Source organism: Klebsiella sp. KTE92 (genome assembly GCF_000398905.1).
In the GTDB taxonomy this organism is placed as follows: Bacteria; Pseudomonadota; Gammaproteobacteria; order Enterobacterales; family Enterobacteriaceae; genus Klebsiella; species Klebsiella variicola.
The window spans coordinates 1,583,373-1,596,532 of sequence record NZ_KB976100.1; the positions used below are offsets into that span (position 1 = coordinate 1,583,373).

Annotated in this window: 12 protein-coding genes; 5 read left to right on the top strand and 7 right to left on the bottom strand. The window is 58.2% G+C overall.

The genetic code is table 11. From position 1 onward, the window contains the following. Positions 1-171 precede the first annotated feature (171 nt). Positions 172-1,497 (bottom strand): 30S ribosomal protein S12 methylthiotransferase RimO, encoded by a 1,326-nt coding sequence (gene rimO / locus A1WC_RS17720; protein WP_016160541.1) that lies wholly within the window; start codon positions 1,495-1,497, stop codon positions 172-174. A 245-nt stretch (positions 1,498-1,742) separates the two neighbouring features. Here rimO and A1WC_RS17715 point away from each other — a divergent pair, with 245 nt between their 5' ends. Next, a complete protein-coding gene (locus A1WC_RS17715; protein WP_016160542.1) occupies positions 1,743-2,645 on the top strand; it encodes a Kdo hydroxylase family protein in 903 nt (300 codons plus the stop codon). Between the two features lie 27 nt (positions 2,646-2,672). Here A1WC_RS17715 and A1WC_RS17710 read toward each other — a convergent pair whose 3' ends face one another. Beyond that, on the bottom strand, positions 2,673-3,914 hold the full coding sequence (locus A1WC_RS17710; RefSeq protein ID WP_016160543.1) for an oligosaccharide MFS transporter: 1,242 nt from the start codon (positions 3,912-3,914) through the stop codon (positions 2,673-2,675). A 378-nt stretch (positions 3,915-4,292) separates the two neighbouring features. Between A1WC_RS17710 and bssR the strand changes: the two genes are divergently transcribed. Together bssR and A1WC_RS17700 are read left to right on the top strand one after the other, a co-directional pair. After that, the gene (gene bssR, locus A1WC_RS17705) at positions 4,293-4,676 is read left to right on the top strand and encodes a biofilm formation regulator BssR (RefSeq protein WP_012968643.1); all 384 of its coding nucleotides are present in this window, start codon (positions 4,293-4,295) and stop codon (positions 4,674-4,676) included. A gap of 115 nt (positions 4,677-4,791) precedes the next feature. Next, positions 4,792-5,901 carry a PQQ-dependent sugar dehydrogenase gene (locus A1WC_RS17700; RefSeq protein ID WP_016160544.1) on the top strand — a complete coding sequence of 370 codons (1,110 nt, stop codon included), beginning with the start codon at positions 4,792-4,794 and terminating at the stop codon, positions 5,899-5,901. 2 nt (positions 5,902-5,903) lie between these two features. On the opposite strand, the gene A1WC_RS17695 is transcribed toward A1WC_RS17700, so the two are convergent. Beyond that, entirely contained in the window at positions 5,904-6,530 is a 627-nt protein-coding gene (locus A1WC_RS17695; protein WP_008805804.1) for a glutathione S-transferase family protein, read from the bottom strand. A gap of 255 nt (positions 6,531-6,785) precedes the next feature. On the opposite strand from A1WC_RS17695, the gene dacC reads away from it, so the two are divergent. Further along, entirely contained in the window at positions 6,786-7,988 is a 1,203-nt protein-coding gene (gene dacC / locus A1WC_RS17690; protein ID WP_004201290.1) for a serine-type D-Ala-D-Ala carboxypeptidase, read from the top strand. Positions 7,989-8,027: 39 nt separating this feature from the next. On the opposite strand, the gene deoR is transcribed toward dacC, so the two are convergent. Both deoR and ybjG read right to left on the bottom strand, forming a co-directional pair. Further along, entirely contained in the window at positions 8,028-8,786 is a 759-nt protein-coding gene (deoR, locus tag A1WC_RS17685) for a DNA-binding transcriptional repressor DeoR (protein WP_004151717.1), read from the bottom strand. A gap of 102 nt (positions 8,787-8,888) precedes the next feature. Further along, entirely contained in the window at positions 8,889-9,482 is a 594-nt protein-coding gene (ybjG, locus tag A1WC_RS17680; protein WP_016160546.1) for an undecaprenyl-diphosphate phosphatase, read from the bottom strand. A gap of 326 nt (positions 9,483-9,808) precedes the next feature. On the opposite strand from ybjG, the gene kdeA reads away from it, so the two are divergent. Continuing rightward, a complete protein-coding gene (gene kdeA, locus A1WC_RS17675; protein WP_008805806.1) occupies positions 9,809-11,041 on the top strand; it encodes a multidrug efflux MFS transporter KdeA in 1,233 nt (410 codons plus the stop codon). A 41-nt stretch (positions 11,042-11,082) separates the two neighbouring features. Here the strand turns inward: kdeA and A1WC_RS17670 are convergent, their stop codons facing one another. Then, on the bottom strand, positions 11,083-11,895 hold the full coding sequence (locus tag A1WC_RS17670) for a Cof-type HAD-IIB family hydrolase (protein WP_016160547.1): 813 nt from the start codon (positions 11,893-11,895) through the stop codon (positions 11,083-11,085). Further along, entirely contained in the window at positions 11,895-13,097 is a 1,203-nt protein-coding gene (locus tag A1WC_RS17665; RefSeq protein WP_008805808.1) for an MFS transporter, read from the bottom strand. The genes A1WC_RS17670 and A1WC_RS17665 overlap by 1 nt, the downstream gene beginning before the upstream one ends. Between the last annotated feature and the right edge of the window lie 63 nt (positions 13,098-13,160).

Below are 13,160 nucleotides of genomic sequence, written 5' to 3' on the forward strand. Positions count from 1 at the left end.
GTAGGCCGGGTAAGCGTAGCGCCACCCGGCAAAATAACGGCGCAACAGGGCTGCCTGGAAGATAATCAATGCTTGCCCGGCGGCGCTGCGCTTGCGCGGACCTGGGGGGTGAGCCTACGGGAGGACCCCGTAGGCTGGGGAATGCGATAAGCCGCTATCCGGGAAGCTGGACTAGACCCGGGTACCCCACAGGTCGTATTCGTCGGCATGCTCGACTTTCACCCGCACCACGTCGCCCGGCTTAACGCGGGTTTCGCCGTTCAGGTAGACCGCGCCGTCGATTTCCGGGGCGTCGGCCATGCTGCGGCCAATGGCGCCTTCTTCGTCAACTTCATCCACCAGCACCAGGATTTCGCGGCCCACTTTCTCCTGCAGACGCTCGGCAGAGATCTGCTGCTGCAGCTGCATAAAGCGGTTCCAGCGCTCCTCTTTCACCTCTTCCGGCACCTGATCCGCCAGTTCGTTGGCGGTGGCGCCTTCAACCGGGCTGTACTTGAAGCAGCCGACGCGGTCGAGACGCGCCTCTTTCAGGAAGTCGAGCAGCATCTGGAAATCTTCTTCCGTTTCGCCCGGGAAGCCCACGATAAAGGTAGAGCGCAGGGTCAGATCCGGGCAAATTTCACGCCACTGCTTAATGCGCGCCAGCTGGCGGTCTGCAGAGCCAGGACGCTTCATCAGCTTCAGAATACGCGGGCTGGCGTGCTGCAGCGGAATATCGAGGTACGGCAGAATTTTGCCTTCCGCCATCAGCGGGATCACATCTTCGACGTGCGGATACGGGTAAACATAATGCAGGCGCACCCAGATGCCGAGCTTCGCCAGCTCTTCGCACAGGCTGACCATGCTGGTCTTCACCGGCATGCCGTTGTGGAAACCGGTACGGTGCTTGACATCGACGCCGTAGGCGGAGGTGTCCTGAGAAATCACCAGCAGCTCTTTCACGCCGGCGTCAGCGAGGCGTTTGGCTTCCGCCAGCACTTCGCCAATCGGACGGCTCACCAGATCGCCACGCATGGACGGGATGATGCAGAAGGTGCAGCGATGGTTGCAGCCTTCAGAAATTTTTAAGTAGGCGTAGTGACGCGGCGTCAGCTTAACGCCCTGTTCCGGCACCAGGCTGAGGAACGGGTTGTGCTTCGGCTTCGGCGAGTAGTGGTGGACGTGCTCCAGCACCTGCTCATAGCTGTGCGGACCGGTGATCTCCAGCACCTTCGGGTGAACTTCGCGGATCTGATCCTCTTTCGCGCCAAGGCAGCCGGTGACGATCACCTTGCCGTTCTCTTTTAACGCTTCGCCGATCGCTTCCAGCGATTCCTGCACAGCGCTATCGATAAAGCCGCAGGTGTTAACGATGACCATATCGGCGTTGTCGTAGGTAGGGACGACGTCATAACCTTCGGTGCGCAGTTCGGTCAGGATACGCTCTGAGTCCACGAGATTTTTCGGGCAGCCCAGGGAGACGAAGCCGATTTTCGGCTGGTGCGTGACATTGCTCATAGCTTAAAAAGTGTTCAATTATTGGAATGGTCAGGGCAGGAATTCTACAGATCTTTGCGAAAAAGAGTATAGCTCCGTCGCGGTTAATGGTGAAAAAGCGCTCGGGTGAGGAGCGCGTGGGCTTCAGCACCGGGTCAAAACCGCCATTCCTGATAAAAACGCCCGTCATTTACGTTGTAATCTACAAAGTGATAACAATTTCTTTACTAAATACCTCGATGACCGCGAGGAGAAGAGGCAAGGAAATGACACCAACAGGCTCCCCGGTGGCGATAGCCACCCTGCCATTCAGTAATCTGGAGATCCCCCCGCAACCGCCGCAGATCCAACACTCCCTTGAGCAGGGAAATGTGCTCTATCTGCCGCAGCTGGCGTTTTCATTAACCGCCACGGAGCAGGCATTGCTGACCCCTGAGCTGGTCGCGCCGAGGCGCAAGAATATCAGCTATCAACCCGACACCCGCATGCTCAGAGGCGTGGCGGATAAGCAGAAAACGGCTGCCATCGCCCGGTTGATGGCGCGTTACCACCAGATGACGCTGCAGCTGATCGACGCGTTATTGCCAGGCTATGGCGAGGCGCTGCACCATCCGCAAACCAGTCTGCGTCTGCATCCCATTACCGCCTGGCGTGAAACGACCTCCTGGCGCAAAGACGATTCGCGCCTGCATGTGGACGCATTCCCGTCGCGCCCGGTCAAGGGTGATCGTATTCTGCGCATCTTTTGCAATATTCATCCCCGCGGCGAACCGCGAACCTGGCGGACAGGGGAGCATTTCGATACCCTCGCGGCACGCTTTCTGCCGCGGCTGAAACCCTGGTCGCCGTCAGGCGCCTGGCTGCTGGCAGCGCTGGGGATCACCAAAAGTCGGCGTAGCCATTACGATCATCTGATGCTGGCCCTGCACGATGCGATGAAAAGCACCCCTGAGTACCAGCGACAGGGGGTGCAGCAGGAGATCGACTTTGCCGCCGGCAGTACCTGGATCTGCTTTTCCGATCAGACCCCGCACGCCGCGATGCGCGGCCAGTATCTGCTTGAGCAGACCTTTCTGTTGCCGGTGAAAGCGATGAGTCACCCGCAGCTCTCGCCGCTGCGGGTGCTGGAAACGCTCCTGCAAAAGCCGTTAGTCGCGCGCAACGTGTAGCGCCCGGCGTGGCTACCGGGCAGAGGATTATTGCGCCGGCGTAACGGCCCCGGAAGGCCTGGCGCTGGGCTTTTTCGGCTCGCGCTTATCCTTCAGGGTGAAAATGGAGATCAGCGTAAAGAGCCCGGCGATACCGCCGAGGATCAGATAGGTATCGGCGAAGCCAATGGTATCGTACAGATAGCCTGCCAGCGGAGAGTAGATGGCGGTGGCGATCGAGGCGACAAACAGCACCAGCAAATAGACCGTCGAAGAGAGCTTGTGGTCGAAGTTGGCAGCGATGAATTTAAAGACCGATACCAGAATTAACGGTTTCTCCAGGGCATGCATCATTTTCACCGCGCCAATCCACACCGGACCGAGGGGCACGGCTGACCCGACAATACGTACCGACATGATCAACCCGGCGATGATCAGCGCCCATTTGGCGCCGGTCCGGTTAACAAACCACGGCATCAGGCATAAGAACAGCGTTTCGCCGCACACCTGAATGGAGGCGAGGATCCCATACCAGCGGTTGCCTTCCTCCGGCGTCGAGAACTGCAGCGAGAAATACTGGGCAAACTGCTGATCGTAGGTGTCATAAATTTGCGTGACGAACAGGGTAAAGAGCAGCAGCATCCAGAACTGACCGTTCTTCGCCAGCTCGAGGGCATGGGAGACCTTCAGCGATTCGCTTCGCGCCACATCGGCGTCGGTTAATTCAATTTTGGTCAGCATAAAGCAGATGGCGGCGATGACGATGGCGAGGCTGGCGAGCCAGAAGGCCAGATTAGGATTGCTGTCGATATATTTACCCACAATCCAGGCCGCCGCTGCCCAGCCTAACGAGCCCCACATCCGCACCCGACCGTATTCGAACTGGTAGCGACGGGAAATCTTATCGATGTAAGAGTCGATCACCCCGCAGCCAGAGTTAAAGATGATCCCCAGATAGATCCCCCCCAGCAGCGCGCCGAACCAGAAATTGTGCACCAGCAGCGGCGCGTAAACATAGATAAAGAAGGGGCCCACCGGCAGGAGCAGGGCGACCAGCAGCCAGATAAGCCGTTTTTTCAGGCCGAACTTGTCGGAGATAAAGCCGAAGAAAGGTTGCATCAGCAGGGCGATAAAAGCGTTGACCGAGTACAGCAGGCCAGTCTTCGTGGCGCTGATGCCAAGATGCTGGGTGGTCCAGATGACGAAGAAAGCCATGGTCGACGACCAGGCGAACAGGTAGAGGAAATCGAAAAGACTCAACAGGAGGTAGTTTCTTTTACCGGGCGTCATGTTTCAGTTCCTTGCAAACGGGCAGAGAGATTATCAGCGATCCGCGGGCCGCGTTCGCTGTTTTTATGAAATGTTATACGTATTACATTAATGGTTTGTTATGGCATTCTGGCTGGCGATCGCGCAATAGCATTTGTGGTATAGTGTGATCTTAGCAGCACTATTTCCGCCTTTTAATGGTAATGATTGCGAGTTAATTTCTTTTTGAAATTAATTGTGATCGTATGACATTATCTTTGGTATATATCCTACAAAGCGGTAAGGTTGTCACATTGTAAAGGGTGTTACAGGCTTGGGAATAATTGACCTGGCGCATCATTTTGCACAAAAAATAACCGTATTATGGATAGGGTAAAGGACGACAGAGGAGGAACTGTGATGACCGTTGACAGACAATATCGCCATCTTTTGCAGAAGCTCATCAATGCCAATATCGATATTGATGCCTATCTGCAGCTGCGAAAGGCTAAAGGCTACATGTCAGTCAGCGAAAATGACCATCTGCGTGATAACTTGTTTGAGCTTTGCCGTGAAATGCGTGCGCAGGCCCCGCGCCTGCAGAATGTCGTTTCACCGGAGGAGAAGGAGGCCCTTCGCCTGGCGGGCGAGTCCCTCGCCGCCGCTGCAGTATGCCTGATGAGCGGGCATCATGATTGTCCGCTGTACATCGCTGTTAACGTAGAGAAGCTAGAACGCTGTCTGACAGGATTGACTTCAAATATTCATAAATTGAATAAATTGTCGCCAATCACTCATGCCTGATCGGCTGAAACTCAGGGGAAGTGGACGCTTCCCCTGTTAAAGGTTATGTAAAAATCCCCGCGCAAATTTCCCCGCTGGCTACCCTTTAGCGCAGAGCTGACTAAAGGAGAATGCCATGCGTCCAATCCCGCTGCTGTTGATATTGAGCGCCTTAGCGCTGCCAGCCCTGAGCCAGGCCGCGGTGCGGGTGGAGGTATTGCAAAACCGGCTGGCCCATCCGTGGGGTCTGGCGTTTCTCCCCGACGATCAGGGCATGTTGATTACCCTGCGCGGCGGCGAGCTCAAGCGCTGGCAGTCAGGTAAAGGCCTGTCGGCGCCGATATCCGGCGTGCCGCAGGTGTGGGCCAACGGTCAGGGCGGCTTACTGGATGTAGCGCTGGCGCCGGATTTTGCGCAGTCGCGACGGGTTTGGCTGAGCTATGCGGAAAGCGACGCCAGCGGCAAAGCGGGCACCGCGGTAGGCTACGGGCGGTTAAGTGAGGATGCCACGCAGCTGTCGAACTTTACCGTGGTGTTTCGCCAGCAGCCGAAGCTCTCCGTGGGCAATCATTTCGGTGGCCGGCTGGTGTTCGACGGCAAAGGGTATCTGTTTATCGGTCTGGGAGAGAACAATCAGCGCGCCACCGCCCAGGAGCTCAGCAAGCTGCAGGGGAAAGTGGTCCGCCTGACGGAGAGCGGGGACGTTCCACCGGATAATCCCTTTGTCGGCCGGGCTGACGCCAGGCCAGAGATCTGGGCCTACGGTATTCGCAATCCGCAGGGCATGGCGATGAACCCATGGAGCGACGCGCTGTGGCTCAATGAGCACGGCCCGCGCGGCGGGGATGAAATTAACATCCCGCAGGCGGGGAAAAACTACGGCTGGCCGCTGGCGACGCATGGCATTAACTACAGCGGCCTGCCGATCCCGGAGGCCAAGGGCAAGACGGCCCCGGGTACCGAGCCTCCCCTGTATGTCTGGCCGGTCTCCCCCGGGGTGAGCGGGATGGCCTTTTACGCGGCGCAGACTTTTCCCCAGTGGCAGCATAAGCTGTTTATCGGCGCGCTGAAGGAGACGTCGCTTATCGTCTTATCGGTGGACGGTAATCAGGTCCGCGAGGAGGGGAGGTTACTGGAGGCGCGCGGGAAGCGTATCCGCGACGTCCGCGTGGGACCCGACGGCTATCTGTACGTATTAACCGACGAGTCTAACGGCGAACTGTTGCGCTTGAGTCCGGAGGGTTAACCTCAGGTGACCGGGATCTTCACGACCGCGTGCCAGGCGGGGCGCTGGCTAATCTGCTGATACCAGCGCTGCAGATGGGGTCGCGGTTGCCAGGTATCGAGGATCGTCAGCAGATTGTAGACGAAGGGGGCAACGGCAATATCGCCAAGGCCGAAGTGCTCGCCAGAGAGCCATGGCGTTTTCGCCAGTTCGTCATCAAGCATGGCAAACAGCGATTCACAGGCGCCGATCCCCGCGGCGATGACCGCCGGATCGCGCTGCTCCGGCGGCGTCCTGACCAGGCCCATTAACACCGGGCGATGGGCGGGAGAGAGCGTGCCGTTGGACCAGTCCATCCACTTTTCCCCTTGCGCGCGCTGCGCCGGTGCGGCCAGCCACAGGCGATCGACGCCGTACTGGGCGGCAAGGTAGCGAATAATGGTATTTGATTCCCACAACACCACCCCGGTAGCATCGTCTTTTAACAGCGGCACCAGCCCGTTCGGGTTCATCGCCAGATATTCCGGGTCATGATTGAGACCAAACTCCAGCCCGGCGAGGATCTGCTCATAAGGAAGATCCAACTCCTCCAGCACCCAGCGTACTTTCTTCACGTTGGTCGAGTTATTACGTCCCCACAGTGTAATCATTTTCGCTCCTGAGTTTGTTTCACTGCCGTTGCAGCGCGATCGGCGATCATGTTGGGATAAAGTTAATATTTAGGCAATCACGATCAAAAAAGTTGTTCTGATTAAAGCACAGCGGCACGTTATTGCGTAAACTTTAAAAACTTTACCAACTCGCTGTTTCTTTAAGGTCATTTGTACGCTTTACTCACCGGTTGCTGCGGCGCGGTCAGAGTGGTGCGGCATATTTTGTTTGGAAAGGATACTTGGGTGGCTCTTATGATGCATGACGCTTTTTCCCTTCGCGGCCTCGCTGCAGGTTGCGCGCTGTTATTTCTTGTCGCACCTGCGGTGCAGGCTGCAGAACAACTCCCCGACGCCCCTTCGATTGACGCTCGCGCCTGGATCCTGATGGACTACGCCAGCGGGAAGGTGCTCAGCGAAGGCAATGCCGATGAAAAACTCGACCCGGCCAGTCTGACGAAGATCATGACCAGCTACGTGGTGGGGCAGGCGATAAAAGCGGGAAAAATCAAGCTCACCGATATGGTGACCGTCGGACGTGATGCCTGGGCGACCGGCAACCCGGCGCTGCGCGGCTCATCGGTGATGTTCCTCAAGCCTGGCATGCAGGTCTCGGTGGAAGATCTGAACAAAGGGGTCATTATTCAGTCCGGTAACGACGCCAGTATTGCCATTGCCGACTACGTGGCGGGCAGCCAGGATGCATTCGTCAGCCTGATGAACGGCTATGCCAAAAAAATGGGGCTGACCAACACCACCTTTATGACCGTCCACGGCCTTGATGCGCCGGGTCAGTTCAGTACCGCCCGCGATATGGCGCTGCTGACCAAAGCGATGATCCACGATGTGCCGGAAGAGTACGCGGTACATAAAGAGAAAGAGTTCACCTTCAATAAAATTCGCCAGCCGAACCGCAACCGTCTGCTGTGGAGCACCAACCTCAACGCCGATGGTGTAAAAACCGGGACCACCGCCGGGGCCGGCTATAACCTGGTCTCCTCGGCCACCCAGGGTGATATGCGTCTGATCGCCGTGGTACTGGGGACCAAAACTGACCGCATTCGCTTTAACGAGTCAGAAAAACTGCTGACCTGGGGCTTCCGCTTCTATGAAACCGTGACGCCGATTAAACCGGATGCCACCTTCGTTACCCAGCGCGTATGGTTTGGCGACAGCAGCGAAGCGAAACTGGGAGCCGGCGAGGCGGGCTCTATCACCCTGCCGAAGGGCCAGCTGAAAAACCTGAAAGCCAGCTACACCTTAAATCAGCCGCAGCTTACCGCGCCGCTGGAGAAGGGGCAGGTGGTCGGGACTATCGACTTTAAGCTGAATGATAAAACCATCGAGCAGCGCCCGCTGATCGTCATGGAGCCGGTGAAAGAGGGCGGTTTCTTCAGCCGGATGATCGACTTCGTACTGATGAAACTCCACGGCTGGTTCGGCAGCTGGTTCTCCTGATGCCATGACCGCGCCCGGCGGGGCGCGGTCAGTGACGCCTCAATACAGCAGGGAGATCTGCTGCGCCTTCGCCAGCGCGACCAGCTCATCATCCGGGCAGATATCGCTGGCGATCACGTCAAATTTCGCTAACGCCCCCATGCGCGCCGGACGCACTTTGCCAAACTTGCTGTGGTCGACCACCAGCACGTGGTAGCGCGCGTGACGCATCGCCCAGTGCTTGACCGGCAGCTCCTCCAGGTTATAGCAGGTCGCCCCCTGCTCGCAGTCAATGCCTGCCGCCGAGTAAAAGGCGATGTCAGGGCTCAGATGGCTGAGGGTGTCCTCAAGGCTCAGCGGCATAAAAATCGCGTTGCTGGCGTGAAATTCCCCACCGCACAGGACCGCGCGACACTGCGGTTTCTCCTGCAGGGCCAGGAAGGTATTCAGGGAGTAACAGACGCCGGTGAAGGGCAGGGCATCATCGATGGCGTCAATGATCCACGGCGTGGTGGTCCCGCAGTCGAAGAAAGCCATCTGATGGGCCTCCAGCAGCGCGGCCGCATGGCGAGCGGCGCGGCGCTTTTCCTCGACCAGCCGGGTTTTTTGATCGCTGAGCAGGTAATGGGTGGCGCTGCGCGGCTCCAGCACAATGTATCCGCCGAGCAGCACAACCGGGCCGCTGTGGCCATTGAGGTCGCGACGAATGGTCATTTCCGACACCCCAAGCAGGGAGGCGGCTTCTTTCAGATGTAGCTTATCGCTGCGTTTGAGTGCCTGAATGAGCTGACTGATACGTTCGTCACGGCGAGTTTCCATATTCCCTCTGCGCTAAAATCGCCCTGCGGGGGCAGGGCGTTAGCGGGATTTTACCTGTCGCTTACGGGTTAGTCACGCGGTGGCCGCAGCGACGGCTGGCGTTTAGCCGCGTACCCAGCCTTTGCGGATCGGCAGGGAGAAGCAGAGACGATACAGTCGCTGCAGCTGGCGATACAGCGCCGGTCCGAACGTATGCCAGATCAGCGCCGCGCCGAGGCAGCCGCACATTCCGGCCAGCAGACCGCCGACCATATCCAGAGGCCAGTGCACGCCGAGATAGACGCGGGACCAGGCGATGGCGGCGGCGATGGCCATCAGCAGCGCGCCGGACCACAGGCGGTGCCAGAACAGAAAAGCCAGGGCAAAGGTAAAGCTGACGGTGCCATGATCGCTGGGGAAGGAGTCGTCCGCCGCGTGATGCAGGAAGTTATAGCCTACGCCGGCGACAAACGGCCGATCGTGCGGATAGAGGTGGCCGATCGCCCACGACACGGTCAGGCTAATTATCAGCGCCAGCATCAGCTTAAACACCATCTGCCGCTGGGCAGGCCCCCACAGCCATAATGTCACTACCAGCAAGGGCACGATCAGAATCAGATCTTTGGCGATCAGGATCGCCACCTCAATGGCCCACTGCGGCGAGGCCGGCGTCGCGTTGATCAGGGCGAACAGCGCGTAGTTAATATTTTCCAGCATAGACTTCCAGGCTCGTTGGTCCGATAGCAAATAAGCCGCCTACCCTAAAAAAAAGCGGTGTGGAGATAAAGCAGCATTGTCTTAAAGATCAGGCTGTTAAGAAATCTTGCAAATGGATTTCAATGCTAACCGCCTGAAAAGCGCCAGTATATCGTTTGTCACATTGCTGAAACATAAACGGAATATATACGCAGGCTGAATAGCAGGGGGAGAGTCCGGACGGCGGCGCGCAATTCGCAATATTGTGCGGTGTCACCCACAATTCACTATCTCCGCACCGGGAGTTTCATTACACTTTGCGCGATTTTTGATAGATAAGAGATTTCATGCAAAATTATTCGCTTTCAGGCCGCCGCCTCGGAAGGCAGGCGTTGCTGTTCCCGCTATGTCTGGTGCTGTACGAGTTTTCCACCTATATCGGCAACGATATGATCCAGCCGGGTATGCTGGCCGTGGTTCAGGAGTTTCAGGTGGGCAACGAATGGGTACCTACCTCGATGACCGCCTATCTGGCCGGCGGCATGTTTTTACAGTGGCTGCTGGGGCCGCTGTCGGACCGTATTGGCCGCCGCCCGGTGATGTTGACCGGGGTGGTGTGGTTTATCGTCACCTGCCTGGCGACGCTGCTGGCGCAGACCATTGAGCAGTTTACCCTGCTGCGCTTCCTGCAGGGGATCAGCCTGTGCTTTATCGGCGCGGTAGGCTATGCGGCGATCCAGGAGTCTTTTGAGGAGGCGGTGTGTATCAAAATCACCGCCCTGATGGCCAACGTGGCGCTGATTGCTCCGCTGCTGGGGCCGCTGGTGGGCGCCGCCTGGGTGCACGTGCTGCCATGGGAGATGATGTTCGTCCTGTTCGCCGTGCTGGCGGCCATCTCATTCGTCGGGCTGCAGCGGGCGATGCCGGAAACCGCGACGCGGTTGGGCGAAAAGCTGTCGGTTAAAGAGCTGGGCCGCGATTATCGCCTGGTGCTGAAAAACCTGCGCTTCGTCGCCGGCGCGCTGGCGACAGGCTTCGTCAGCCTGCCGTTGCTGGCGTGGATTGCCCAGTCGCCGGTGATTATTATCAGCGGCGAACAGGCCACCAGCTATGAGTATGGCATGCTGCAGGTGCCGATTTTCGGCGCGCTGATTGCCGGTAACCTGGTGCTGGCGCGCCTCACTTCGCGCCGTACCGTGCGCTCGCTGATTATCATGGGCGGCTGGCCGATCATGTTTGGTCTGATCCTCTCCGCGGCGGCGACCGTGGTCTCTTCCCACGCTTATTTGTGGATGACCGCCGGCCTGAGCTTCTACGCCTTCGGAATTGGCCTCGCGAATGCCGGTCTGGTGCGCTTAACGCTGTTCGCCAGCGAGATGAGCAAAGGCACGGTCTCGGCGGCGATGGGAATGCTGCAGATGCTGATCTTCACCGTCGGCATCGAGCTCAGCAAACATGCTTATGAGCTGGGGGGCAACGGCTTGTTCAGCCTGTTTAACCTGCTGGGCGGAGTACTGTGGCTGGGGCTGATGATCTACTTCCTGAAAGATAAAAGCGTCGGCAATTCGCAGCAGGCGTAACCGGTGGCAAACCCGGATGCACAAAGGCATCCGGGGTCTTATCAGGCGAACGGCGCTTCGCGATTTAACACCTTATCAATAATCTGCAGCACGCCTTCTTCATTGTTGTGCGGCGCGTGATGGCTGGCGACGGCTTTGACGTCTTCCCGGGCGTTGGCCATGGCAAAGCCAAATCCGGCGTGCTGCAGCATCTCGATATCATTGCCGCTATCGCCGAACGCCACCACCTCATGATCCTCAATGCCCCAGCGCTGCTGCAAAATGCGCAAGCCGTTGGCTTTGTGCACCCCAGGCATAATTAAGTCAATACTGCCGTAGCCGGTGGCCACCGCGGTGACCATATCCCCCAGCGCCGCGTGCAGCTTCGGCTGAATTTCCGGGATCAGGCTGTCCGGTACGTTGAGACCAAATTTGAGGATCGCGTCATCAAGGTGGTTAAAATCATCCACCAGTTCGAGGCGGTGATAATACTTCGCCGCCACCGTCTTCAGCGCGTCGTTATAGCGGTTGAGAGTGTAGGCGCTGCGCTTCCCGCAGGCGATGATTTCGATATTCGGCAGGGTCTGCAGATGATCGACCACGGCGTTGAAATGGTGGAGCGGCAGCTGGCAGTTGAAGACGTCTTCATTGCCGCTCACCACCCAGCCGCCGTTTTCCGCCACAAAGGCGATCTGATGGGCGATCTCCGGGAAAAAGGAGATCAGCTGATAATACTGGTTGCCGCTGGCGACCACGAAGCGAATATTCTGTTCACGCATTCGCTGGTACTGGGTGAGGAAGCGCGGCCGGTTGTAAGTTTTGGCATCGCTTAAAAAGGTGCCGTCCATATCCACCGCAATCAGTTTGATGCTCATTAGCTGTTCTCCATAACGGGTTCAGATTGTGGCTTAGCCACCGCGCGGGCGACCAGTGCCGCCACCATGACCAGACCCAGCACCACCATCATGGCGCTGCGCAGGCCGAAGTGTTCGCCGAGGAAGCCCAGCAGCGGCGGCCCGACGAGGAAAGCAAGATAACCGGTGATCGCCACCACGCTGACACGCTTGGGCGCGTCCGGCCCGGTATCGCTGGCGGCGGAGATGGTCAGCGGGAAGCCGAGCGAGGCGCCGATGCCCCACAGCAGTACCGAGATGCCCGCCACCCAGGGGTTATCGACGAAGATGATCAGGCCAATACCCAGGGCGCCCATCACCGCGCTGCCGCGGACCACCGTCACCCGGCTGTAGCGATCGATAAACCAGCCGCCGGTAAAGCGGCCCAGCGTCATGCCGAGGGTGAAGCCGGCATAGATCAGCGAGCCGGAGGTGGGGCTAAAGCCGTGGCCGTCCACCATCAGCAGCGGCAGCCAGTCGTTGGCCGAGCCTTCGGCAAATGCCATCGCCAGGACGATGACCCCGATCAGCAGCAACTGCGCGTCGCGCCATACCGGCAGACCTTTCGCCTCACCGTGGGCGGCTTCGGCGGCGTTTTTACCGGTGCCATCGGGAATGGCGCGGATGGCAATGGCGATGGGCAGAATAGCCACCAGCGCGGCCGCCAGGATATGCGGGGCGGCAGGCAGGCCGAATCCGGTCACTGCCATGCCCACCCCGGCGCCGAACAGGGTGCCGAAACTGTAAAAGCCATGCATCATCGGCAGCACCGTTTTATTCATTTCTCGCTCGATGGCCGCGCCTTCGACGTTAATAGCGACTTCTGCAGAGCCAAAGCTGGCGCCAAAGATGGCCAGGCCGAAGGCGAACAGCGGGGCGGAAGAGACCCACAGGGCCAGGCTGAGCACCAGCATGCCGAGTACGGCGAAGGACATGGTGGTGCGGATGACCTTGCGGGTACCAAAGCGCTTCACCAGCCACGCTGAGCAGAGAATACCGCTCATTGACCCCACCGACAGACCAAACAGCACCACGCCCATTTCTGCCGTAGAAAGCATCAACTGATCGCGGATCGCCGGCGTGCGGGTAGCCCAGGAGGCCATTAATAAGCCGGGGATGAAAAAGAACATAAACAGCGCCCACAGCCGAAGCTGGAGCGCTCTGCGCGAGGTTTGCGTCGTCATCCGTAAACGCCTTAAAGGAGAAGAGTGAAGACAACAGTAGCAAGCATGTGTACATTTGTACAT